General features: G+C 30.3%; 25 protein-coding genes and 1 riboswitch. Of the genes, 20 read left to right on the top strand and 5 right to left on the bottom strand.

The features are described 5' to 3' along the window. Window positions 1-64 precede the first annotated feature (64 nt). From cmk to HALHA_RS06865, 5 genes are all read left to right on the top strand, one after another. Entirely contained in the window at window positions 65-733 is a 669-nt protein-coding gene (gene cmk / locus HALHA_RS06885; protein ID WP_015327069.1) for a (d)CMP kinase, read from the top strand. 2 nt (window positions 734-735) lie between these two features. Continuing rightward, complete coding sequence (locus tag HALHA_RS06880; RefSeq protein ID WP_015327068.1) at window positions 736-1,323, top strand: lysophospholipid acyltransferase family protein; 588 nt, start codon at window positions 736-738, stop codon at window positions 1,321-1,323. Between the two features lie 13 nt (window positions 1,324-1,336). Then, window positions 1,337-3,046: a sensor histidine kinase gene (locus HALHA_RS06875; protein WP_015327067.1), complete on the top strand. Its 1,710-nt coding sequence runs from the start codon at window positions 1,337-1,339 to the stop codon at window positions 3,044-3,046. Beyond that, window positions 3,039-3,824 carry a LytR/AlgR family response regulator transcription factor gene (locus tag HALHA_RS06870; RefSeq protein ID WP_015327066.1) on the top strand — a complete coding sequence of 262 codons (786 nt, stop codon included), beginning with the start codon at window positions 3,039-3,041 and terminating at the stop codon, window positions 3,822-3,824. Before HALHA_RS06875 ends, HALHA_RS06870 begins: the two co-directional genes overlap by 8 nt. A gap of 176 nt (window positions 3,825-4,000) precedes the next feature. Further along, complete coding sequence (locus tag HALHA_RS06865; RefSeq protein WP_015327065.1) at window positions 4,001-5,419, top strand: carbon starvation CstA family protein; 1,419 nt, start codon at window positions 4,001-4,003, stop codon at window positions 5,417-5,419. 48 nt (window positions 5,420-5,467) lie between these two features. On the opposite strand, the gene HALHA_RS13950 is transcribed toward HALHA_RS06865, so the two are convergent. Further along, on the bottom strand, window positions 5,468-5,812 hold the full coding sequence (locus HALHA_RS13950) for a four-helix bundle copper-binding protein (RefSeq protein WP_015327064.1): 345 nt from the start codon (window positions 5,810-5,812) through the stop codon (window positions 5,468-5,470). A 107-nt stretch (window positions 5,813-5,919) separates the two neighbouring features. On the opposite strand from HALHA_RS13950, the gene HALHA_RS06860 reads away from it, so the two are divergent. After that, complete coding sequence (locus tag HALHA_RS06860; RefSeq protein WP_015327063.1) at window positions 5,920-6,477, top strand: MEDS domain-containing protein; 558 nt, start codon at window positions 5,920-5,922, stop codon at window positions 6,475-6,477. A 34-nt stretch (window positions 6,478-6,511) separates the two neighbouring features. On the opposite strand, the gene HALHA_RS06855 is transcribed toward HALHA_RS06860, so the two are convergent. Then, a complete protein-coding gene (locus tag HALHA_RS06855; RefSeq protein ID WP_015327062.1) occupies window positions 6,512-6,703 on the bottom strand; it encodes a DUF378 domain-containing protein in 192 nt (63 codons plus the stop codon). A gap of 281 nt (window positions 6,704-6,984) precedes the next feature. On the opposite strand from HALHA_RS06855, the gene HALHA_RS06850 reads away from it, so the two are divergent. Beyond that, window positions 6,985-7,644 carry a transglycosylase SLT domain-containing protein gene (locus HALHA_RS06850; protein ID WP_015327061.1) on the top strand — a complete coding sequence of 220 codons (660 nt, stop codon included), beginning with the start codon at window positions 6,985-6,987 and terminating at the stop codon, window positions 7,642-7,644. Window positions 7,645-7,681: 37 nt separating this feature from the next. Here HALHA_RS06850 and gloA read toward each other — a convergent pair whose 3' ends face one another. Then, window positions 7,682-8,071: a lactoylglutathione lyase gene (gene gloA, locus HALHA_RS06845; protein WP_015327060.1), complete on the bottom strand. Its 390-nt coding sequence runs from the start codon at window positions 8,069-8,071 to the stop codon at window positions 7,682-7,684. Between the two features lie 191 nt (window positions 8,072-8,262). Here gloA and HALHA_RS06840 point away from each other — a divergent pair, with 191 nt between their 5' ends. The 7 genes from HALHA_RS06840 to HALHA_RS06810 all read left to right on the top strand — a co-directional run bounded on the left by HALHA_RS06840 (window position 8,263) and on the right by HALHA_RS06810 (window position 16,291). Then, window positions 8,263-9,552, top strand: a complete 1,290-nt coding sequence (locus tag HALHA_RS06840; protein WP_015327059.1) for a glutamate--cysteine ligase — start codon at window positions 8,263-8,265, stop codon at window positions 9,550-9,552. Between the two features lie 13 nt (window positions 9,553-9,565). Then, on the top strand, window positions 9,566-10,885 hold the full coding sequence (locus tag HALHA_RS06835; protein ID WP_015327058.1) for a glutathionylspermidine synthase family protein: 1,320 nt from the start codon (window positions 9,566-9,568) through the stop codon (window positions 10,883-10,885). Window positions 10,886-11,033: 148 nt separating this feature from the next. Then, on the top strand, window positions 11,034-11,399 hold the full coding sequence (locus HALHA_RS06830; RefSeq protein ID WP_015327057.1) for an alpha-helical endospore appendage domain-containing protein: 366 nt from the start codon (window positions 11,034-11,036) through the stop codon (window positions 11,397-11,399). Between the two features lie 482 nt (window positions 11,400-11,881). Continuing rightward, window positions 11,882-13,927, top strand: a complete 2,046-nt coding sequence (locus HALHA_RS06825; RefSeq protein ID WP_015327056.1) for a thioredoxin domain-containing protein — start codon at window positions 11,882-11,884, stop codon at window positions 13,925-13,927. Window positions 13,928-13,973: 46 nt separating this feature from the next. Then, complete coding sequence (locus tag HALHA_RS06820; RefSeq protein ID WP_015327055.1) at window positions 13,974-14,561, top strand: DNA-3-methyladenine glycosylase; 588 nt, start codon at window positions 13,974-13,976, stop codon at window positions 14,559-14,561. Window positions 14,562-14,645: 84 nt separating this feature from the next. Then, on the top strand, window positions 14,646-15,131 hold the full coding sequence (locus HALHA_RS06815; protein ID WP_015327054.1) for an Lrp/AsnC family transcriptional regulator: 486 nt from the start codon (window positions 14,646-14,648) through the stop codon (window positions 15,129-15,131). Continuing rightward, the gene (locus HALHA_RS06810) at window positions 15,128-16,291 is read left to right on the top strand and encodes an aminotransferase class I/II-fold pyridoxal phosphate-dependent enzyme (protein ID WP_015327053.1); all 1,164 of its coding nucleotides are present in this window, start codon (window positions 15,128-15,130) and stop codon (window positions 16,289-16,291) included. Before HALHA_RS06815 ends, HALHA_RS06810 begins: the two co-directional genes overlap by 4 nt. Window positions 16,292-16,308: 17 nt before the next feature. Here HALHA_RS06810 and HALHA_RS06805 read toward each other — a convergent pair whose 3' ends face one another. Next, a complete protein-coding gene (locus tag HALHA_RS06805; RefSeq protein WP_015327052.1) occupies window positions 16,309-17,166 on the bottom strand; it encodes a DegV family protein in 858 nt (285 codons plus the stop codon). A gap of 110 nt (window positions 17,167-17,276) precedes the next feature. Between HALHA_RS06805 and HALHA_RS06800 the strand changes: the two genes are divergently transcribed. The 3 genes from HALHA_RS06800 (at window position 17,277) to HALHA_RS06790 (ending at window position 19,388) form a co-directional block, all read left to right on the top strand. After that, on the top strand, window positions 17,277-17,483 hold the full coding sequence (locus HALHA_RS06800; protein WP_015327051.1) for a zinc ribbon domain-containing protein: 207 nt from the start codon (window positions 17,277-17,279) through the stop codon (window positions 17,481-17,483). Window positions 17,484-17,501: 18 nt separating this feature from the next. Beyond that, window positions 17,502-18,047, top strand: a complete 546-nt coding sequence (locus HALHA_RS06795; protein ID WP_015327050.1) for a manganese efflux pump MntP — start codon at window positions 17,502-17,504, stop codon at window positions 18,045-18,047. A 153-nt stretch (window positions 18,048-18,200) separates the two neighbouring features. After that, a complete protein-coding gene (locus tag HALHA_RS06790) occupies window positions 18,201-19,388 on the top strand; it encodes a divergent polysaccharide deacetylase family protein (protein WP_015327049.1) in 1,188 nt (395 codons plus the stop codon). A gap of 43 nt (window positions 19,389-19,431) precedes the next feature. Here HALHA_RS06790 and HALHA_RS13475 read toward each other — a convergent pair whose 3' ends face one another. Beyond that, the gene (locus HALHA_RS13475; RefSeq protein WP_015327048.1) at window positions 19,432-19,572 is read right to left on the bottom strand and encodes a hypothetical protein; all 141 of its coding nucleotides are present in this window, start codon (window positions 19,570-19,572) and stop codon (window positions 19,432-19,434) included. Between the two features lie 176 nt (window positions 19,573-19,748). Here HALHA_RS13475 and HALHA_RS06785 point away from each other — a divergent pair, with 176 nt between their 5' ends. From HALHA_RS06785 to HALHA_RS06775, 3 genes are all read left to right on the top strand, one after another. After that, complete coding sequence (locus HALHA_RS06785) at window positions 19,749-20,225, top strand: protease complex subunit PrcB family protein (protein ID WP_015327047.1); 477 nt, start codon at window positions 19,749-19,751, stop codon at window positions 20,223-20,225. Window positions 20,226-20,292: 67 nt separating this feature from the next. Next, a riboswitch (Lysine riboswitch) is annotated at window positions 20,293-20,434 on the top strand. A gap of 57 nt (window positions 20,435-20,491) precedes the next feature. Beyond that, window positions 20,492-21,682 carry a Na+/H+ antiporter NhaC family protein gene (locus tag HALHA_RS06780; protein ID WP_245547347.1) on the top strand — a complete coding sequence of 397 codons (1,191 nt, stop codon included), beginning with the start codon at window positions 20,492-20,494 and terminating at the stop codon, window positions 21,680-21,682. Window positions 21,683-21,817: 135 nt separating this feature from the next. Continuing rightward, window positions 21,818-22,519 (top strand): vWA domain-containing protein, encoded by a 702-nt coding sequence (locus HALHA_RS06775; protein ID WP_015327045.1) that lies wholly within the window; start codon window positions 21,818-21,820, stop codon window positions 22,517-22,519. Window positions 22,520-22,604: the final 85 nt, after the last annotated feature.

Below are 22,604 nucleotides of genomic sequence, written 5' to 3'. Positions count from 1 at the left end.
AATAGTTTTGGTAAAGAATATCATATTATTTCTAGAAGTTAAAAGAAAGAAGGAGTAGATAGTAATGAATAAAGAATTAACAGTAGCAATTGATGGACCAGCAGGTGCTGGAAAAAGCACAGTAGCTAAGATTGTAGCAGATAAATTAGAGTATATTTATATTGATACTGGAGCTATGTATCGAGCTCTAACCTTAAAAGCTTTACAAGAAGATATAGATCTAACAAATAAAGCAGATTTAGTTAAAATTGCTCAACAAGCAAAGATTAGTTTTTCTAAGAATAATAAGCAAGAGAGAATTCTATTAGACCAGCAAGATGTAACCTCTCAGATTCGAACTAAAAGAGTAAATAATCATGTATCATTAGTTGCTAAGGTAGCTGGTGTACGAAAAGAGTTAGTAAAAGCTCAACGTAAATTAGCAACTTGTTGTGGGGTAGTAATGGATGGTCGGGATATAGGAACAGTTGTATTACCTAATGCTGATGTAAAGATATTTTTAACTGCTTCTGTTGAAGAAAGAACTACTAGAAGATTTCAGCAGCTAAAGGATAAGGGAGTAAATGTTAATTTTGCAGAGTTAAAAGAAGAGATTATTAAGCGAGATCAATTAGATCGCAATCGTGAGGTTGGCCCATTGCAGAAGGCAGATGATGCAGTTGAAATTGATACGACGGATTTAGATAAAAAAGATGTAATTAATAAGATAATTTCTATCTGCCAGGAGGTATAGAAATGGATTTTACCTATCAAACAACCCATAAATTATTTCGTACTGCATTTAAATTAGGATTTGGTTGGGAAGTAACTGGAGAGGATAATTTACCACAAAATGGGCCAGTGATTGTGGTAGCAAATCATGTTAGTAATTTTGATCCTCCTATTTTGGCAGCAGCTTTACATCGTAAGGTACATTATATGGCAAAGGAAGAACTTTTTAATAACCCAATAGCAGATAAAGTGCTTAAGTATTATGGTGCTTTTCCGGTTAGAAGAGGTGGAGTTGGTAAATCAGCCTTAAGAAAAGGGCTTCAGATATTAAAAGAAGAAAAAATCTTAGCTTTATTTCCTGAAGGAACTCGTAACCAAGGGCCAAAACTAAAAAAAGCTAAGTTAGGAATAGTAATGTTAGCTACTAAATCTCAAGTTCCAATCTTACCGGTAGGTTTATTAGGAACTAGAAGTCCTATTCAAAACCAAGTCAAAGTTAACATTGGCAAACCTTTTAGATTAACAGAGTACTATAATAAAAAATTAGACAAGACAGAAATGAGACAAGCTGGCCAAGAGATTATGACTCAAATTGAAGGATTATTAGAGTGAGGAAGATTAAATAATGGCTGATAACTTGCTCTTTTCTTTGGTTAAAAGTATTTCTGTAATTGGTATTTCAGCTTATTTGTTAGCTTTAGAGGCTAATTTTTTTCAGAAATTAATTATTGATTCAAAAGATCAAACTAAAATAAAAAACCAGTTTTTATTGGCTATCTTATTTGGTTTCTTATCTTTATTGGGGACTTATTTAGGTATTTATACCCATGGTGCTTATGCTAATATTAGAGCTGTTGGTGCTGTGATAGGTGGTTTATTAGGAGGGCCAATTGTTGGAGTTATCGCTGGTTTAATAGGTGGTCTACATCGTTATTACTTGGGTGGGTTTACTGCTTTAGCTTGTGCTTTAGCAACTACTTTAGCCGGATTAATTTCAGGCGCTATTTACAAGGATCGATCTTTACGCAAGATTAGTCTTAAAGAAGGCTTTTTATTAGGAGTTGGATTAGAAATTTTGGAGATGGCTTTAGTTTTAATCTTAAGCAATCCTTATGCTAGAGCTTATGAATTGGTTAAAATAATTTCTGTGCCAATGATTTTAAGTAATGCTTTAGGGGTTGCTTTCTTTATTTATATTCTGCATAAGGATTTGGAGAAGAAGGAAAAAGTTAAAGCTTTACAGGCTTATAAGGCATTAGAAATAGCTAATCAAAGCTTAGCCTATTTACAGGAAGGATTAAATTATGAATCTGCTAGAGAAACGGCTAAAATCATCTTACAGGTAACAGATTTATCTGCAGTAGCAATAACTAACCGTAAAGAAGTATTAGCTCATTGTGGCAAAGAGCAGTATCATCATCGACCGCAAGAAGAAATTATAACGCAGGCTACTAAAGAAGCTTTAAATCAAGGACAATTAAAGATAATTTCTACTAAAGAAGAGATTGGTTGTCCAGTTGATGAATGTACTCTTAAAGGAGCTGTTATAGCACCACTAACTAAAGGAGTTGAGAAAAAAGTAATTGGAACGTTAAAATTATATAAGACTGAAGAAGGAAGTATTAATGGATTAGATATTGAATTAGCTTGGGGGATAGCTAATTTATTATCGACTCAACTTCATCTCTCAAGTTTAAAGCAACAAGCTAAATTAGCTACTGAAGCTGAACTTAAAGCTTTACAGGCTCAGGTGCGGCCACATTTTTTATTTAATTCATTAAATACTATTAGTTCTTTTTGTCGAACTGACCCTAAACGGGCGCGAGAATTAATAATGAAATTAGCTAAATTTTTGCGTAAGACTCTAAATCAGAGTTGTCAAATGATTTCTTTAGCACAAGAGTTAGAATTTGTGCACTATTATATAGATATTGAAGAAGCTAGATTTGAGGAGAAATTAAAGGTAGAATTAGAAATATCGGAAGACTTAACTGATTATCAATTACCTAGCTTTATTTTACAACCTCTAGTAGAAAATGCTATTAAACATGGGATATCTCCTAAGGTTGGCCCAGGTCAAGTCAAGATTTTAGCTAAGAAAGAAGAGGATTTATTGTTACAAGTGATAGATGATGGGGTAGGTATTAAAGAAGATCCGGGAAATCTTTTAGAAATGGATTCTACTAGTGATCAAATTGGTTTATCTAATGTCAACCAAAGAATTAAGAAAATTTATGGTACTGAATATGGATTAATGATTAATAGTAAATTAGGTCAAGGTACAACTGTTACAATTAATCTTCCGCAAGTAGGAAAGGAAGATATTGATGAATAGATTAAAAACAGTAATTGTTGAAGATGAATTACCAGCTCGTAATGAATTAAGCTTTTTATTAGAAGAAATTGATGATGTGAAGTTAATTGGAAGTGCTAAAGATGGGCTAGAAATTTTAGAAATAATTAAAGAAAAAGAGCCTGATTTAGTCTTTTTAGATATTCAATTACCTGGTAAGACAGGACTGGAAGTAGCCCAAGAAATAAAGAAATTAGAGAAAAAAACTATTATTGTCTTTCTTACAGCATATGATGAATATGCTCTGCAAGCTTTTGAAGTGGAAGCTATTGATTATATTTTAAAACCTTATGAACAAGATAGATTAGTAGAGACTATAAAGCGAGTTAAAGACTATTACTTTAGTAATCAGCAGCAACTACTAGAAAATAAGATAGAAGCTTTATTTAATAAACTACCTCAAGATGATAATGAAATTGCTAAAATTAAAAAATTGCCAGTTAAAGGTAAACGAAGTAGAATTAAATTGATTCCTTATACTGAACTTATAGTTTTTCATACTCGTAATTGTAAAGTGTATGTAAAAACGTATAAGCAAGAATATGAAGTTGATTTTACTTTAAAAGACTTAGAAGAAAAACTACCAACTACTCAATTTCTTAGAGTTCATCGTAGTTTTTTGATTAATTTAAAGCATGTTAAGGAAGTAATTCCTTGGTTTAAAGGAAAATATCAAGTTGTGATGGATAATCAAGGAGAAATTAAAGTTCCGGTTAGTAGAGCTAAGGTAGAAAAAATCAAGAGTATATTTAATCTATAATCTCCTAGCTAGGGGATTATTTTTTTAGTAGTGTATAATGTAATTCAGCCCCTGATTTCTGTTATTCAGTTTAAAATTATTATTTAAAAAATTAACCATTGTATAATATGAATAACGGATATAAGTTTTATAAGTTTATAACCTCTAAACTTATAAAGTAAAAGGGGGAGTTACTAGTGTTATCATATCTTGGTGGAATATTAATCTTAATAGCTGGTTATATCTTTTATGGTAATTTTGTAACAAAAATTTTTGGAGCAGAGAAAACAAAAGAAACACCAGCTCACACTAAAAGTGATGGAGTGGATTATATAGCGATGAGTTGGCCTAGAGCATTTTTAATTCAATTACTAAATATTGCTGGTCTAGGGCCAATTTATGGTGCAGTAATGGGGGCTTTATTTGGCCCAGCTGCTTTTTTATGGATTGTACTAGGTTGTATCTTTGCTGGAACAGTACATGATTATTTAATTGGGATGATATCAGTTAGAGATGATGGTGCTACTGTTGCTGAAATAGTAGGGGATTATTTAGGTGAAGGTGCCCGTAAGTTTATGAGGGTCTTCTCTATTTTAGTATTGATTTTAGTAGGGACTGTATTTATGACTGGTCCAGCTAAATTATTGGCTAGTATGACAGGACTTAGTCTTAATGCTTGGTTAGTACTTATTATTTCTTATTATTTCTTAGCCACTATTTTACCAGTAGATAAAATTATTGCTAAATTCTATCCATTGCTTGGTGGTGCTTTATTAATAATGGCTTTAGGAGTTGGTGGTGGATTAATTATTGGCGATTATAATATTCCAAATCTTACTTTAGCTAATCTACATCCTAAATCATTATCTTTATGGCCATTCTTATTTGTAACGATAGCTTGTGGAGCAATTAGTGGTTTTCATGCTACCCAATCTCCCTTAATGGCTCGGTGCTTAGATAATGAAGATGATGGAAAAAAAGTTTTTTATGGTGCTATGATAGCAGAAGGAATTATAGCTATAATTTGGGCGGCAGCTTCTATGACTTTTTTTGGTGATACAGTAGGTTTATCTGAAGCTCTGAATAGTCTTGGTGGAGCTGGTGGAGTAGTTAAAGAAATCAGTGATAGTATGTTAGGAGTGACTGGTGGTATAATGGCTATGTTGGGGGTTATAGCTTTACCAATTAGTTCTGGTGATACAGCATTTAGAAGTGTTAGATTGGCTTTAGCAGATATGCTTAAGCTAGACCAAAAAGATAAAACTAATAGATTTAAGATTGCTATTCCAATCTTTATGATAGGTATTATCTTATCACAAGTTGATTTTAGTATTATCTGGAGATACTTTGCTTGGTCTAATCAGACTTTAGCCATGATGGCATTATGGGCTGGAGCTGCGTATTTGGCCCAGCAGGATAAACTACACTGGATTGCTACTATTCCAGCTACCTTTATGACAGCAGTTTCAATCTCTTATATATTTGCTGCTCCAGAAGGATTTCAATTATCATTAGCAATTGCTACTCCTATTGGAATAATAACAGCAGGTGGAGCGTTAACATTATTTTTAACCAAAGGACAAGATGCTACAGTAGAAAAGAAAAAATCTGTCTAATATTAGAGGGAGCCTATATAGGCTCCCTGTTTTTTGTATATAAGATTATTAAGCTAGTTGATTTAAGGAAAAGCTTGCTATCTTTTTGCATTTTTTAGCACACTTATGGCAAATCTCTACACAAGATTGATAATGTTTATTGGATGATTTAGCACATACTTTCGCACAATTGTTGCAAATAATAGCACATTTATAGCAGATATCTCTTATAAATCTGCTATTGTATAAGAGATATCTAATTGTTATAGAACATATATCAATACAATCTAATAAGAGATTAATACAATCTAGCTGGTTATCTTTTTTAGATTCTTGCAGTGAGAAAGTTAAAGATGCCTCACATTCAGATAAGCATTTTATACATATATTAGTGCACTTTTTGTATATCTTCATGTTAAGACTCCTTGTTATTTATTTTAGATAACTTACTCAATTATTTGTCATTTATTACATAATATGTTATAATAACTGGTAAACTATGTAAAAATTAGGGGGCTAATATGAAGGGAATTAATTATAATGGTCATTTATGTAGTCTTTATTACGGGGAGGAACATTTTCTAGTTAAGGCTATATCCTTTTTAGAAGCAGGAATTAAACACCAAGAGCAATGTTTATGTTATTTAGAACCAGGCTTAATTTCGCAAATAAAAAGTTATTTTGAAAATATTGAATTAAATGAAGATCAACTTAGATTTAAATCACTTGAACCCATAATAGAAGACGCAATAAAAACTAAGAATCTAGATAGTTTAGCAAAACGATTGATTAATTTGCAGCAAGAGACAATAAGTTCGGGACATTCTGATATTAGATTTTTAGTGCAAGCTAAAGTAGCTATAGAAGAAACATCACCAAATAAATTTTTAACCTGGAAATCTAGACTAGCTAAAGCATTATCTAAGGCAGATCTTAAATGGTTATCTATGTATGATATAGCTGATTTGATTTCAGAACAAGAGGTCAGTAAAGCAGCTTTACAAGAACTGGTTAGTAAACATTCTTCTTTGCTTAGTGCAGGTAAAGTACATAATTTATCGGGTAAGGAAATAGTTTAAGGCCTTCTATATAGAAGGCCTTTTTATATGATTATTACTCAACATGTTCCTGCTCGCCAAATAAAAAACTAACAGAATATAACCCAGATAATCCAACTAAAGAATAAATTATTCTACTCAGAAAACCAGTTCCAAATATAGCAGAAACTAAATTAAAACCAAATAAACCAATTAATCCCCAATTTAGAGCACCAATAATTACTAAAGTTAAGGCTAATGAGCTCATTGTTTTGGCTCCTTTCTAGTATATTTCATTTTTAGTATATCTAATCCACTGATTAATATTCAATTGTTGGTGATATCATTTTTAAATTATTTCAAATAAGCGAATATAATGTCATTATTATGCGTATGTTTTAATAAAATATGATAAGTTTGTATAAAAATAGTAGATAGATTAATTTTAATTACTTTTTTTACTTGCAAAGTATAGTTTGATTATTTATATTAAATACTAGAGTGCAACCAATTAATAATAGCTATTATTAATTGGCAAGGAGGTAGAATATGAAAATAAGGTTTATCTTAGTTTGTTTAGTGTTAATAATTGTTAGTTTTAGTCTCAATTCTCTAGCTTATGATCATAAGGCAGTAAGAAGTTACATATCTTATCGAATTAAGTATATTCATAGTGTAGCATATAATACTAACATAGATCTCTCTAAAGAGAGAGTTCAAGAATATACTGAATCTATTATTTATTGGTCCGATTATTATTCTAGAGAATTAAATGTTAATATTGATCCTTTATTAGTAACAGCTATTATAGAAACAGAAACAAATTTTGTTTCTCGAGCTGACTATGATAATGGAGATAGTATAGGAGTTGCAAGTATGAAAATTAATACAGCTAAATGGATAGCAAAGCAATTAGGAGTGGATTATAATAAATGGAGTATATTAAATGCAACAGATTTAGGAATTAGATTTGCAGTTTATTATTTAGGTTTAGCATTTGATAAATATAGAGGTAATCTCTATCAGGCTATTTTATCTTATAACCAAGGACTTAGTGGGGTTAGTCCTGATGTAGATCAATTATATGATAATTATTTATTTAAAGTATTAGGACGCTATAAATATTATCAAAAAAGGCTTGCTATGCGTAATTCTACAGCAGCTACGGCAGTAAAATACTTTAACTATAAATTCAATCAATTTTATTAATAAATCCCCCACCTTTAAAGGTGGGGGATTTTTAGAATTATTTTTGTATGACTTCAGTCCTGTAACCATCAGGGTCAGTTAAGAAATAGTAGCCACCACTTGCTTCTTTATCTAAACTTTTTAGCTCACTTACTTGATAACCAAGTTCTTGATGTTTGTGGTATGAAGCTTCTAAATCTTCCACAGTTACAGCAAGATGACTAAAGCCGTTGCCAATGGTATAAGGTTCTTTACGGTCATAGTTATAAGTAAGTTCTAGTTCGAAATTGCTTGTTTTACTTTTAAGATAGACAAGTGTAAATTCAGCTTCTGGGAAGTCTCTTTTTCTTGCTACTTCAAAGTTTAATGCTGTTTGGTAAAATTTAATTGATTTTTCTAAATCAAGAACTCTAATACAAGCATGCACTACATTGTATTCTTGTGTCATAGATTAAATCTCCTCCTTAGTAGTATGTATTGTATATTGTAGTATTAAAATATCTAATTGTCAATAATAAGATATATAATTAGATGTCTAAATAATATCCTTTATTATTAACTAGTCTAATGATATAATAAAAATAGTTATCAAGACTAAAATATGGTATATTATTGATTTAAAAGTTGAGGTGAAAAGGAATGGAGTATAGAGAATTATTAAATGAATTGGAAAGTTATTTTAGAGTTGGTGAAACAGAAGAACAAAAAATAGGTGTTGAAATTGAACATTTTGTAGTAGATAAAAATGGTTTAAGAACTATTACATATCAAGAACAGAATGGAATTGAAGATTTATTATATCAGTTACAAGCTAAAGGTTGGCAAGGAAAAAAAGAAGAAGGTAATTTAATTCAACTTTCCTCTTCTCAAGCTGATATAACTTTAGAACCAGGTGGGCAGGTAGAATTAGGAATTTATCCCTGCGCTGAAATTAAAGAATTAGAAGAGGTTTACGACCAGTTTTTACAAGATTTAATACCTATTTTAGAAGAGTATAATTACTATTTGATTAGTTTAGGTTATCAACCAGCTAGTAAGATTAATCAAATTGCTTGGAATCCTAAACAAAGGTATAAAATAATGTCTGATTATTTTAATGAAAAAGGTCAATATGCTCATAATATGATGAAAGGAACTGCAGCTTTTCAAATTGCTTTAGATTATGAGAGTGAACAGGATTTTATAGATAAATTTAGAGTAGCTAACTTTTTATCACCAGTATTGAGTATTTTGTTAGATAATGCACCTATTTTTGAAGGACAAATTTATGATAAACAAGCTTTAAGAACCTTGATTTGGAATCATACTGATCCAACTAGAACAGGAGTAGTTCAAGAAAGTTTTGCTTCAGATTTTGATTATAGGAAATATGCTGAATATATTTTGTCAAAAGAGTCGATATTAATTAAGCAAGATAAGAGTTATCAGGCTACTGGCTCTCAGACAAATAGACAAGTTTTTGCTCAGCGAGATTTTTGCTTACAGGATTTAGAACATATTTTGACTATGGTTTTTCCAGATGTACGGGCCAAGCAATTTATTGAGATTAGGATGGCTGATTCATTACCACCTGAACTTAGTTTTGCTCTAGTATCTTTTTGGAAAGGATTATTTTATAATCAAGCAAGTTTAGATAAAGCAGTTAATTTTTCAAAGCTATTTAGATTAGAGGATGTTCTAGAAGCTAAAGAGGCAATTATTAAACAAGGTGTCAAGACTAAATTAGGTGATTATGATATTTTAGAGATAGCAAGTAAGTATATTAACTGGGCTAAAGCAGGTTTAAAAGAAGTAGAACTTGAGTATTTAAAACCTTTAGAAGAATTAGTTAGAGAAAGAAAGACACCGGCAAGTAGGCTAAAAGAAAGACTACGCCAAGAAAATAAAAAAGAAGCCATTAAACCATGTATTCTTAATTATAAACTTTAGAGGAGGAGAATAAGTGCAAGAAGCTACTATTAAGTATCAGGAAATTTTGAAAAAAGGCGATGACTATTATCAAGATTATCAAAGATTATATAAGCAATTAGAAGATTCTTATGCCTATTATAATGGGAGAGTAATTCCTTTTTTATATAATCCATTATTTTTTAACAGTACAGAATTAGATAACTTTAGTCATTTAGTCGATAAATTAAATAATATTTTAAATAAAGTAGTAGATGAGTATTTAACTAGTGAAGAGTTTCGTTCTTACTTTGATTTTTCTAAAAAGTTAGAGGAACTTATTTTAGTTGATCCTGGTTATGAGTGTAACTTACCAATGGAACGTTGTGATATCTTCTATTATGGTAAAGATAAGATTAAATTTTGTGAATTGAATGCTGACGGGTCATCAGGAATGGTAAAGACTAATACTTTAGAGCAATATTTTTTAGAATCTAAAGCAGTTAATGATTTAAAAGAGGACTATGATCTAATGTATTGTGACTTGTTAGATAGTTGGATTGATACCTTATTAGGGAATTATAATCAATTTAGTGTTACTAAAAAAGATCCTAATGTAGCTATTATGGATTTTAATAGTTATGGGATGGAGAGTGAATTTAAATTTTTTAAAGAAAAGCTAGAAGAAGAAGGTTTAGAAGCCAAAATAGTTGATCCTCGGGATTTAACTTATGATAAAGGAGATCTGTACATAGATGATTTTAAGATTGATTTAATTTATCGGCGAGCTGTGACTACTGATTTAATGGATCATTACGAAGAAATTGGTGACTTTATAGCAGCTTATAAGAATCAAGATGTTTGTGTTGTTGGCCCAATAAGATCGCAAGTTATACATAATAAGATTATTTTTGCTATTTTACATGATCAAGATAAAGTATCTTTTTTAACTAAAGAAGAGCAAGAATTTATTGAAAAATATATTCCTTATACGGTCGTGGTTGATCCGGCAGATGAAGAACAAATAGAGTATATTAAGCAAACTAAAGATCAATTAGTTTTAAAACCAAAAGATAGTTATGGATCTGAGGGAGTTACTATTGGGCAAGATGTAGCCCCAAAAGAGTGGCAAAACAAGTTATCTAATCTTGAAGCTGAGAAATATTTGGCCCAAGAGTTTTGTCTAGTCCCAGAAATAAAATTAGCTACGTTTACTAATCAGGAGTTAAATTTTGAATCTTATAAGCATACCTTAGGGCTTTTTTGTTATAATCAAGATTTACAAGGGATTTATACTCGGGCTGGAAAAGAGAATGTGATCGCTAGTGCTACAGGATGCGTTACACAACCTAATTTTATTGTTTCTAGAAAATAAATATGGTTTAAAAAGGGTTCTGCTATGGAGGCAGAATTCTTTTTAGGTTAAATTTATTAGTTACTTGGTCACTTATGAACATTAAATTGTAATATTTTACTTCCTTATACAATATACTTTAATATAACTAAAAATAAGGGGGAGTAATATGAAAAAAGTATCTATTGAAACTAAAGATAAAGAGGAAGTATTAACAGATGTAATTCAAGCAAGTGCTTTAGAAAAAACTGCTTTGGCTGAATTAATTGATGCAGAAGCAGAGGATTTGAAAAGAGTTATGGATTTAGATGATATTACAGTAGATAAATTAATTCAATTACAGGAAAAAGTAGATTCTGTTCTCAGTACAGGTTTAGAGTTACAGAAATCATCTCAGGCTGATTTAGAAGCTACTGATTATAAAACTAAGAAAGATAATTCAGAAGTACTAGAAGTAGAAGAGGAAATAGTAGAAGTAGAAGAAGATGGAACTAAGAAGATTAAGAAAGTAATAACAAAACAAAAGAAAGAATAAAACTAGTTAATTAAGTAAAAATTATAGATAATAAACTTTAAAATGATAGGGTATTGATATATAGTTTAACTTTTGGATTGCTGAGAGAGGATTTCTCACTAAATAAATTTCTCAAAATTCGTCTAAGCTTACTTCCATAAAAATAAGGTTAAGCTAATCAAAAACAGGTGATTAGCTAACCCAAACCTTATTTTTATTCCAGTTCACTAAGACTCATTAATTAAAAATTTAGGAGTCGTTGCGAAACCCTCTCCAGCAATTATTAAAGGTATTGTGGGGCTTTTGGACTGTCTTATAGTTTTTGTTCATATGCTTTGAATGAAAGGTAAAATAGATATGAATAAGCAAATCTATGATTTGGTTTATCTCATTTTACCTAGAATGAAATGAACAAAAACTATTTAAGGAAAAAGCCACACAATGCCTGATTAAGAAGTACCACTATATATCAATTAAGTTCTATTTTATAGGAGGTTAAATTCGTGGTAGAAACTACACCAGTTAATAGACTAGCAAATGAAAAGAGTCCTTATTTATTACAGCATGCACATAATCCTGTAAATTGGTATCCTTGGAGTGAGGAAGCATTTAAGAAAGCTCAAGAAGAGAATAAACCAGTTTTTTTATCAATAGGTTATTCTACTTGTCATTGGTGCCATGTAATGGAGAGAGAATCTTTTGCAGACCAAGAGGTAGCAAATGTTTTAAATGAAAATTTTGTTTCTATTAAAGTGGATAGAGAAGAAAGGCCTGATATTGATGATATTTATATGTCAGTTTGTCAAGCAATGACTGGTAGGGGAGGTTGGCCCTTAACAGTAGTTATGACTCCTGATAAAAGACCTTTTTTTGCTGGTACTTACTTTCCTAAGCAAACTAAAAGGGGGCGTCCTGGTTTATTAAAAATACTAGATCAAATTACAAAGAAGTGGTCTAATCAACAAGAAAAGATATTAGAGTCTAGCGAAGAATTAGTACAAGCTATTAAGCAACAAGATATGAAGAAGCAAGCTGCCAATTTTTCTAGTAATGATTTAGATAAATTAGTTAAGGAGGCAGTTAGTAGTTTAAAGAGTAGCTTTGATGCCCAATATGGTGGTTTTGGTTCTGCTCCTAAGTTTCCTAGTCCCCATAATTTAATGTTTTTATTAAGATATGGTAAAATTCATAATGACCAAGAGGTTTTATCTATAGTAGAAAAAACTTTAGATAGTATGTATCAGGGAGGGATTTATGACCATATAGGATATGGTTTTTCTCGTTATGCAACAGATGAAAAATGGTTAGCACCCCATTTTGAAAAGATGCTATATGATAATGCATTATTGACTATTGTCTATCTGGAAGGTTATCAAGTTTTAGAAAAGGAGATTTATGCTAAGATAGCTGAAGAAATTTTAGCTTATATTAACCGGGATATGACTTCATCAAAAGGAGCTTTTTATTCTGCCGAGGATGCTGATTCAGAAGGAGAAGAAGGTAAATACTATTTATGGCAGCCAGGGGAAGTAAAAGAAGCTTTAGGAGATAAGTTAGGAAGCCAATTTTGTCAGACGTATAATATTATTCCTGAAGGAAATTTTGCGGGAAAGAATATACCAAATTTAATTAAGACAGAACGTGATAAATTAAAGATTAATCATGAATTTAGGAAAGCCAGAAAGAAGTTATTTTTAGCTAGAGAGAAAAGAGTTAGGCCAGCAAAGGATGATAAGATCTTAACTGCTTGGAATGGATTAATGATTGTAGCTTTTGCTAAAGCAGGAAAGATATTAGATAAAGAAGAATATCTAAACTATGCTAAAGAAGCAGCTGATTTTATCTGGGATAATTTAATAAGAAAAGATGATGGTAGATTATTAGCTAGATATAGAGAAGGTGAAGCAGATTATTTAGGATATGTTAATGATTATGCTTTTTATATTTGGGGGTTAATAGAGCTTTATCAAGCTAATTTTAATGCCAATTATTTAGAGCGAGCTTTAATTTTAAATAAGGATTTAATCCATTTTTTCTGGGACCAAGAAGATGGTGGGTTTTATTTATATGGTAGTGATGGAGAAAAATTAATTACTAGACCTAAGAGAGTAAGAGATGGAGCTTTACCTTCAGGAAATTCAATAGCTACTTTAAATTTATTAAAATTATCTAAACTTGTTAGTAATCAAGAATTAAGCGATATGGCTCAGCAACAATTTGAATATTTTTATAATCAAGTTAGGAAGGCACCAAGAGCTTATTCAGCCTTTTTAATATCAGTTTTATTTAACCAGCAACCTGGAAAAGAAGTTATAATTGTTAAAGCCAAGGAAGAAACAGAGATGATTGATATCTTTCAACAGAAATTTAATCCTTTTAGTGTAGTTGTAGTTAAGGATACTAAAAATAATGACAAGTTAATTGAATTAATTTCCTATATAAAAGATTACCAAGTAAAAAATGGAGAAACAACAGCTTATGTTTGTGAAGATTTTAGTTGTTTAGCCCCCGTTACTAGCAGGGATAAATTTAAAGAATTAATAGAGTAAGAAAACAGGGCCAAGTTGGGCCTGTTTTAATTTGGGGAGGGATAATATGCGACTAGATACTAACTTTTATCAACAGGATACTTTAACTGTGGCGCAAGAATTAATAGGTAAAGTTTTAGTTAGAGAATTAGATAATAAAAAGATAAAGAGTAAAATAGTAGAGACAGAAGCTTATATTGGCCCGTATGATAAGGCTTGTCATGCTTATCAAAATAAAAAAACTAAGCGGACTAAAGCAATGTTTGCTCCAGGAGGTTATACATATGTTTATCAGATTTATGGCATTCATTATTGTTTTAATATTGTAACAAGTAAAGAAAATAATCCAGAGGCTGTATTAATTAGAGCTATCGAACCACTTACAGCTTTAGAAGTAATAGAAAAAAGGCGACAGATTAAAAGTAATCGCAGTGCAGATTTAACCAATGGACCTGGAAAACTATGTCAAGCATTAGAAATTGATAAAAGTCTAAACAATTATGACTTAACTAGCGGAGAGAAGATATATGTAATTGATGAGGGCAAGAGTTGTGAAGTTGTTTCTGCTAAACGAATTAATATTGATTATGCTGAAGAATATAAAGACAAATTATGGCGTTTTTATATCCCTAACAATCCATTTGTATCTAAATAATGTTGACTTACTATGAAATTATTATTATAATTAGTTTTAACTAGTAGATAAATAAATAATAAGTAGTGGAGAAGGAGAGATAAAATGAGGGAAGAAATCTTAGAATTATTAGAGAATGATAGTGATTTATCTTCAAAAGAGATTGCTACTATGTTAGATATTCCTGCAAATAAAGTTAAAATGGAAATTAATAAGTTAGAAGAAGAGAATGTAATTGTTAAATATCATACTTTAATTGATTGGGATAAGACTGATAAAGAAATTGTAACAGCTTTTATCGATGTTAAAGTTACTCCTGAACGTGATCTAGGGTTTGATGCAGTAGCAAAGAGAATTTATAAATTTTCTGAAGTTAAATCTGTTTATTTAATGTCAGGGGGCTATGATCTATCTGTTAAAATAGAAGGGAGAACAATGAAAGAAGTAGCTTTATTTGTAGCAGAAAAATTGGCTACAATAGAACCAATAGAAAGTACTACGACTCATTTTATGTTAAAAACTTATAAGAAAGATGGAATAATTTTTAAAGGGGATCAAAAAGCAGCTGAACGGCTAGTGGTTTCTCCATGAATTGGGAAGAAATAATTTCAACTAAGGTACAAGAGGTTTCCCCTTCAGGAATCAGGAAATTTTTTGATTTGGTATCAGGAGTAGACGATGTAATCTCACTAGGAGTAGGAGAACCGGATTTTGTTACTCCTTGGCATATTAGAGAAAGTGCTTTCTATTCTTTAGAACAAGGTGCTACAATGTATACGTCTAATTATGGATTGTTAGAATTAAGAAAAGAAATTGTAAATTATTTAGCTCAGGAGCATAATTTAAGTTATAATCCAAAAGAAGAGGTATTAGTTACAGTAGGAGTTAGTGAGGCATTAGATTTGGCCCTGCGGACTTTATTATCTAAAGGAGATGAGTTATTACTTCCTGAGCCTAGTTATGTTTCTTATGAACCTGCAGCAAGATTGGCGGAAGGAGATGTAGTACGTGTTCAAACATCCAGAGAAGATGAATTTAAGTTAACCGCAGATAACTTAAAGGAAGCTATTACACCACGGAGTAAATTGTTAGTACTATGTTATCCTAATAATCCTACTGGGGCTACTATGGATTATGATGATTTATTAGAAATTGCTGAAGTAGTAAAAGAACATGATTTAATTGTATTAGCAGATGAAATTTATAGTGATTTAACTTATGATGGAGAACATACTAGTTTTGCTAGTTTACCAGGGATGAAAGAGAGAACTATTGTGTTTAATGGTTTTTCTAAAGCTTATGCTATGACTGGTTGGAGAATAGGCTACGCTGTAGCTCCTAAACCGGTAATTAAATCTATGATGAAAATTCACCAGTATACTATGTTATGTGCTCCTATTATGGGCCAAAAGGCTGCTTTAGAGGCATTAAAAAATGGCAACCAGGAAAAGAAAAAGATGATTAAAGCTTATAACCAAAGAAGAAGAGTGATTGTTAAGGGTCTAAATGATATTGGATTAGACTGTTTTAAACCACATGGTTCTTTTTATGTTTTTCCTTCTATTCAATCAACTGGCTTAAGCTCTGAAGAATTTTCGGAGCGTTTATTACAAGAAGAAGGGGTGGTTGTAATTCCAGGTAATGTCTTTGGAGAAAGTGGAGAAGGGTTTATTAGATGTTCATATGCTGCTTCTTTAGATAATATTTATGAGGCTTTAAATAGAATAGATAATTTTGTAAAACAGATATAATTAGTAGAGATTCTCTACTAATTATATCTGTTTGATTTTTCAACTACAACTCCAATTAATCCTGGACCAGTATGGACTACCATAACTGGACTAATTTGTCCTAAAAATGTTTTATTAACATTGTTTAATTTTTTAAAACGATTCAATAGCTTTTTTGCTTCAGGTAAAGCATTACCATGCATTACATTAACCTTACTAACCCCTTCTTTAATTTTCTTTCTAGTTATTTTATAGAGTTGATTAATTGATCTTTTACGACCTCTGGCTTTTTTATAAGTATAATATTTACCCTCTTGATTAATAGAAATGATTGGTTTGATATTTAACAAATCTCCAATTGCCCCTTTAACTTTACCAATACGACCACCTTTACGAAGGTACTTTAAAGTTTTTAGTACGAAAAAAATCTCAGTATTATCTACTTTGTTGTTGGTCTTATTAATTATTTGTTGCCAACTTAAATCTTGTTTAATTAAATTAGCAGTATATAATACAATACTTCCTAAACCAATTGAGAGTGATTGGGAATCAATAACTTCTATTGTTAAATCTTTTAGCTGTTGACTTACCATTTGCACCATATTGTAAGTTCCACTTAAACCACTTGAAATATGAATAGCAATTATATGAGTGTAACCTTTTTCTTTTAGTTTGAGTAGTTTTTCTTGAGCATCTGTCGGTGAAGGCATGGATGTAGTAGGGATCTCAGTAGAGAAGTTATCATAAACTGTTTGTGGTTTGATTTCAATTCTATCTTGATATTCTTTATCGGAATAAATAATTTTTAATGGTAAGATGCTAACAGGTAAATTATCTAATAATTTTTGAGGTAAATCACATGTACTATCTGTTAAAATTGCAATTTTATTTTTCATTATTTGGCCCCTTTTCTATTAGTGTGTGATATTGATATTATATCATGAATATTATAATCTGACAATCTACTTATTATGATGTATAATATTAAAGGTTGGGAGGTGAAAAAATGTCTAAAGACTATACTTGTCCGAAGTGTGGTAATAAAAATTATGAATCTGATACTTTTTCTGCTACTGGAGGAGGTTTATCTAAAGTATTTGATGTGCAAAATAAAAAATTCACTACTATAACTTGTAGCAAATGTGGTTATACTGAGTTGTATAAAAATGATACCAGTACATTAAGTAATATTTTTGATTTTTTTACTGATTAATTGTAGGGAGTGAATTAAATGTTAGAAATTATGCCAATTGCTATAGCACTAGCTTTAGATGCTTTTGGTGTTGCTTTAGGAATAAGTTGTGGTAATAAATTAGATAAAATTGAAAGAGGAAATCTTATTTTATCTTTTGGAAGTTTTCAATTTCTATTTGTTTTATTAGGAGCTTTATTTGGTAGTTATATTGATGGTAATTATTTTAATATCAGTGGATATATTAGTGGAGTAGTAATTTTATTATTGGGTTTATTACTATTAAAAGAAGGTCATGAAGATGACGAGGCTTGTGTTTATACAAAGTTAGATTTAATAACTTATGTAATTTTAGGAGTAAGTGTTAGTATTGATGCTTTAGGAATTGGTTTTTCAGTACTATATAATTTAAGTTTAAAGCTTATTCTTTTAAGAGCGACTGTGATTGGATTGGTTGCTTGCTTACTTACCTTTGTTTCTTTTGTAATTAGTAACTACATTAAAAGCTTTATGGTTATTGAGAAGTATGCTGATTATTTAGGTGGGGTAATCTTAATCATATTTGGTCTGAAAATGATTTTATGATAAAATATAAGTTTTAGCGGTAAAAAGGCTCTGGTATTTACGTAAATACCAGAGCCTTTTTAATTTATCTATATTGATAGGATATATATAGTGATATTTCTGGTTTGATTTTGAATATAATATGGTAAAGGATTTAGGAGTTGTTATAATAAAATGATAAAATTTAAAGTAGAAAAAAGAATCCATTTTATTGTAGTGATTAGTGTGTTCTTATTTTCATCTATATTTACCTTTTTTATAAAAGGAAATAATTTATTAGCAAATGAAAGACTAGCTATAACTCCAGGCCAAAAAGGAATAAAAACTATAGTCAGGGCCAAAATTAGAAATGTAATTCTTTATTCTTCTGTTAGTCAAGCTATAAATAAAGTTGTAGATCATGAAAGTTATCAGGTGAGAAAAAGAATTGAAAGTTTAGCTATAGATTTATCTCATAATGCAAAGATAGCACTTAAAGATGTAGGTTATAAAAATGGTAAAATATATTATAATTTTTCATCTAAGATATATAAACTAAAATTAATGGAACAATTTGCATTAATTGATTCTTTACTTCAAATTGGTGGTAGAATAAATGGTGCTAAAACAGGTTATTTCTTAATTAATGGTCGGAAAGCAAAACTGTCATCTTATATTAATTTTAAATCTCCTTTTAGAGTTAGACGAGGACCAGCTAAAGTAGCAATTATCATTGATGATTTTGGAAATAGGGCTGCAGGAACAGATGAAATACTAAAGTTAGAACAAAAGATAACTTGCGCTATCTTACCCTTTAAAGAAACTTCAACTGAAGAGGCAAGAGAGATTAAGGAAAATGGATTTGATGTAATTGTACATTTACCAATGGAGTCAGAAAAGGGTAAGTTAAGTTGGTTAGGTTCTAAACCAATTTTAACTAGTTTATCGACTAAGGAGATTAAATCTAGAGTTCAAGAAGCAATAATTGATATTCCAACAGCAATTGGGTTTAATAATCATACTGGTTCTAAAGCTACTGCTAATAAAAGAGTAATGGAAGCTATTTTAAAGGTAGCAAAAAGTAATAATTTAATAGCTATAGATAGTCGTACTACTTCTAAATCAGTTGTAGGGCAGCTAGCTAATAAATTAGAAGTTCCTTACTTAGAAAGGGATGTGTTTTTAGATAATAAAAAAGATTATGGTGATATTAGAAAGAATCTTTTATTATTAGTAGCTCATGCTATCAAAGAAGGTCAAGCAATAGGGATTGGTCATGTTGGCCCACATGGTGGGAGAATAACTTTTTCAGTTTTAAGTAAAATATTACCTTCGTTAGATAAGATAGGAATAAAGTTTGTCGGAATAAGTGATTTAATCTAATATTGTAAAAAAGCCAGGGTTTCCTGGCTTTTTTGAAAGAAAGCTACTTTTTTTTAATAAAGCCCATAATTCTACCTAATAGAAATGCTCCAGCCGCTGTAACAATTAATTTAGAATAATGATTTGTTTCTTGGTTATCATCCATAGTTTTGCTTAGTTGATTTTTAATTTCATTTAACATCATTTGTGGGCCTCCTTTCAAGGTTATTATTAACTTATGGAGAAGAAAATATCCCAGAAATGCCTTTAAATCAAACCTAAACTTATTCATTAAAATATTAGTCACTTAAGACCATAAAGATTGCAAAAAAGACAAAATTATAATATAATAAACAATATAACAAACAAGGAGAGATAATTATGAAGTACAAAATAATAATTTTAAATCTATTAATAGTCTTAGCAATTAGTGGTTGTAATTTAAGGCAAGGAAAAGTTATTTATAATAACACAGAAAAATTAGAGGGTAGAAAGTTAAGTAGTGAATCTATTAAACAAGGGCAAATGAAACTAATAACGCCTAATTCCATTGGTCAGTTACGCAACAAGCTAAGAGGTATTGAAAATTTATCATTAAATAATAGGATTGCTGTTTATGCTTCATTAGGCGAGCGTTCATCAGGAGGATTTCAAATTAAAATAAAAGAGATTAGAAAAAAAGATGATAATTTAATTGTAACTGTTAAAGCAGTTGGACCGTCACCAAATCAAGCTGTAATCCAAATGATTACCTATCCTTATGATATTGTTGAACTATCTTTAAAAGAAAAGGAGATTAAGAAGGTTTTCTTTTTAACCCCAGCAGAAGATAAGTTAAAGATGATAAATATAAACTAAAATAAGGATGAAATTATTTTTTTCTTGCTTTAGTTACTAATGTGTGTTATTCTAAATATAAACAAAATAATAAGGTAGAGGAGCAGTTATCAAAAGTACTTAGCTAAGGAAAGGGTTAACTGCCGAAACAACAAATTAAAATATTTGTTGTTGGGTTTATACTTAACAGGTATAAAACTGTTAAAAAAGCACAGTTAGCTACATGGATAATGGGTGTATTAATCTTCTTTGATGATTATGCTAATAGTTTGATTGTAGGAACTACAATGCGGTCGATTACAGATAAGTTAAAGGTATCCCGAGAAAAGTTATCTTATATTGTTGATTGTACAGCCGCACCTGTAACTAGTATGGCATTTATTTCAACTTGGGTTGGTTATGAAATGGGATTAATTCAGGATGCTTTTACTAAGTTAGGCATTGAGCAAAATGTTTATTCTGTTTTCCTTAAAACAATTCCGTATCGATTTTACAGTATATTAGCTTTATTTATGATTTTAGTAGTTATTTGGACTGGCAAAGATATAGGTCCTATGCATCAAGCAGAGCAAAGGGCTAGAAAAACTGGAAAGGTATTAGCAGATGGGGCCACACCAATGGCTTCTGAAGAACTAACAGAGATGAATTATAAAGAAAATAATAGTATGAAATGGTATGATGCTTTTTTACCTATTATTACAGTTATTATAGTTTCTTTAGTTGGTTTATGGTATAATGGTGGTGGATTAGCAGCCGATGTGGGACTTAGAGAAGCATTTGGAAATGCTGATTCTAGTGTAGTTCTTCTATGGGCTTCGTTTAGTGGTACAATAGTTGCAGGAATATTAGGACTATTTAAAGGGAATTTAGAAGTAGAAGAAATTATGGAAGGTTGGATTGATGGAGCTAAAGCATTAGCTGTAGCCTGTGGTATTCTTATTCTAGCTTGGTCCTTAGGAACAGTAATTGAAAAGCTAGGAACAGCTAATTATATTGTAGCTTTAACTAAGGATATTATTCCACCATTTTTACTTCCAACAATGATGTTTGTTATTCCGGGCATAATTGCTTTTGCTACAGGTACTTCTTGGGGAACTAACGCAATTATTATGCCTTTAGCAATTCCAATGGCGTATCAATTTGGGGCACCTATGTTACCAACAATTGGAGCAGTATTGACTGGTTGTGTTTTAGGAGACCACTGTAGTCCAATATCTGATACTACAATTATGTCTTCTACAGCTTCAGCTGCCGACCATATTGATCATGTTAATACACAAATCCCTTATGCGCTTATAGTAGGAATCATTTCTATTGTCTTTGGCTTTATTCCAGCTGGATTTGGACTACCTTACTGGGTAGTATTTCCATTATTGCTATTAGGTATGATTGCTTGCTATATAGCTATTAATATATTCGGAAAAGAAGTCGAAGGAGATGAAGTAACAATAGAAGATACAAAAGAAATTACCGCATAACTTTTGGTTTAGAGCAGGATAATTCCTGCTCTTTTTTTAGTATTAAGTTCACTTAAGATATAGTCACTTATGAACATAAAAATAAAAATCATAAACAATAAAAAAAAGAATACATTATATTAAGGAGGGATTGTAATGAAATCACAATTAAATATGACTCTAATAATTTTAATTATATGTTTAATATCTTTTATCATGGGGATAGAACAATTAGATATTTTATCTTTTTCCATAGCTAATAATAGTAAGATTTCTGGAGGGGAAATAAAAGTAAATCAACCACAATTGCCTATTAAATATAAAGATAATGTAGAAATAATTTGGGATGTATCAAAAAGTATACAAAATAAAGAAAATATTAATAAAATAACTACGTCAAAGAATGTACTATATAGTATAGTTAATCGCTTGCCTACAAACTTAAATTTAGGGATTAGGGTTTTTGGAAATAAAGATAGAAATAATACCCCATCGTTTTTTACAATTCCATTGGGGGTTAAAAATAGAAAAGAAATTATAAATTTTATAAATAAAATAAATCCAACAGGGGAATCATCTATTAGAACAAGTTTACTAAAAGCTAAACAGAATTTAATCAAGTATAAAGGATCAAAACATATTATATTAGTAACAGATGGTGAAGATACAGGAAAGATTATGCCTAGTAAAGTAATAAAAAAGCTGACTAAGTTTAAAATAAAGACACATATTGTTCATATTGGTAAAATAGATAAAGTTAGTCAGTTAAAATTAAAATCATTAGCTAATTTAGGTAATGGTAAATATTTTACTTACTTTGAAAAAAATAAAATATCTCCTACAATTAACTTGAAATAAGTTTATTATGAAGGTAAAATTAATCTTTTATAGAAAAATTAAAAATATGGGAAGGAGGTACTTTATTATATAATTAAAATTAAAT

The sequence above is a fragment of the Halobacteroides halobius DSM 5150 genome (genome assembly GCF_000328625.1).
Taxonomy (GTDB): Bacteria; Bacillota; Halanaerobiia; order Halobacteroidales; family Halobacteroidaceae; genus Halobacteroides; species Halobacteroides halobius.
This window is presented reverse-complemented; position numbering and strand designations above follow the sequence as displayed.

Excerpts from the sequence above, each read along its gene's own strand:
- gloA (WP_015327060.1), bottom strand. The coding sequence starts at position 8,071 with ATGACACAAGAATACAATGTAGTGCATGCTTGTATTAGAGTTCTTGAT.
- HALHA_RS06855 (WP_015327062.1), bottom strand. The coding sequence starts at position 6,703 with ATGAGCTCATTAGCCTTAACTTTAGTAATTATTGGTGCTCTAAATTGG.
- HALHA_RS06870 (WP_015327066.1), top strand. The coding sequence starts at position 3,039 with ATGAATAGATTAAAAACAGTAATTGTTGAAGATGAATTACCAGCTCGT.
- HALHA_RS06810 (WP_015327053.1), top strand. The coding sequence starts at position 15,128 with ATGAATTGGGAAGAAATAATTTCAACTAAGGTACAAGAGGTTTCCCCT.
- HALHA_RS06780 (WP_245547347.1), top strand. The coding sequence starts at position 20,492 with ATGCGGTCGATTACAGATAAGTTAAAGGTATCCCGAGAAAAGTTATCT.
- HALHA_RS06875 (WP_015327067.1), top strand. The coding sequence starts at position 1,337 with ATGGCTGATAACTTGCTCTTTTCTTTGGTTAAAAGTATTTCTGTAATT.
- HALHA_RS06805 (WP_015327052.1), bottom strand. The coding sequence starts at position 17,166 with ATGAAAAATAAAATTGCAATTTTAACAGATAGTACATGTGATTTACCT.
- HALHA_RS06860 (WP_015327063.1), top strand. The coding sequence starts at position 5,920 with ATGAAGGGAATTAATTATAATGGTCATTTATGTAGTCTTTATTACGGG.
- cmk (WP_015327069.1), top strand. The coding sequence starts at position 65 with ATGAATAAAGAATTAACAGTAGCAATTGATGGACCAGCAGGTGCTGGA.
- HALHA_RS06840 (WP_015327059.1), top strand. The coding sequence starts at position 8,263 with ATGGAGTATAGAGAATTATTAAATGAATTGGAAAGTTATTTTAGAGTT.
- HALHA_RS06815 (WP_015327054.1), top strand. The coding sequence starts at position 14,646 with ATGAGGGAAGAAATCTTAGAATTATTAGAGAATGATAGTGATTTATCT.
- HALHA_RS06850 (WP_015327061.1), top strand. The coding sequence starts at position 6,985 with ATGAAAATAAGGTTTATCTTAGTTTGTTTAGTGTTAATAATTGTTAGT.
- HALHA_RS13950 (WP_015327064.1), bottom strand. The coding sequence starts at position 5,812 with ATGAAGATATACAAAAAGTGCACTAATATATGTATAAAATGCTTATCT.
- HALHA_RS06790 (WP_015327049.1), top strand. The coding sequence starts at position 18,201 with ATGATAAAATTTAAAGTAGAAAAAAGAATCCATTTTATTGTAGTGATT.
- HALHA_RS06795 (WP_015327050.1), top strand. The coding sequence starts at position 17,502 with ATGTTAGAAATTATGCCAATTGCTATAGCACTAGCTTTAGATGCTTTT.
- HALHA_RS06800 (WP_015327051.1), top strand. The coding sequence starts at position 17,277 with ATGTCTAAAGACTATACTTGTCCGAAGTGTGGTAATAAAAATTATGAA.
- HALHA_RS13475 (WP_015327048.1), bottom strand. The coding sequence starts at position 19,572 with ATGATGTTAAATGAAATTAAAAATCAACTAAGCAAAACTATGGATGAT.
- HALHA_RS06820 (WP_015327055.1), top strand. The coding sequence starts at position 13,974 with ATGCGACTAGATACTAACTTTTATCAACAGGATACTTTAACTGTGGCG.
- HALHA_RS06775 (WP_015327045.1), top strand. The coding sequence starts at position 21,818 with ATGAAATCACAATTAAATATGACTCTAATAATTTTAATTATATGTTTA.
- HALHA_RS06785 (WP_015327047.1), top strand. The coding sequence starts at position 19,749 with ATGAAGTACAAAATAATAATTTTAAATCTATTAATAGTCTTAGCAATT.
- HALHA_RS06830 (WP_015327057.1), top strand. The coding sequence starts at position 11,034 with ATGAAAAAAGTATCTATTGAAACTAAAGATAAAGAGGAAGTATTAACA.
- HALHA_RS06880 (WP_015327068.1), top strand. The coding sequence starts at position 736 with ATGGATTTTACCTATCAAACAACCCATAAATTATTTCGTACTGCATTT.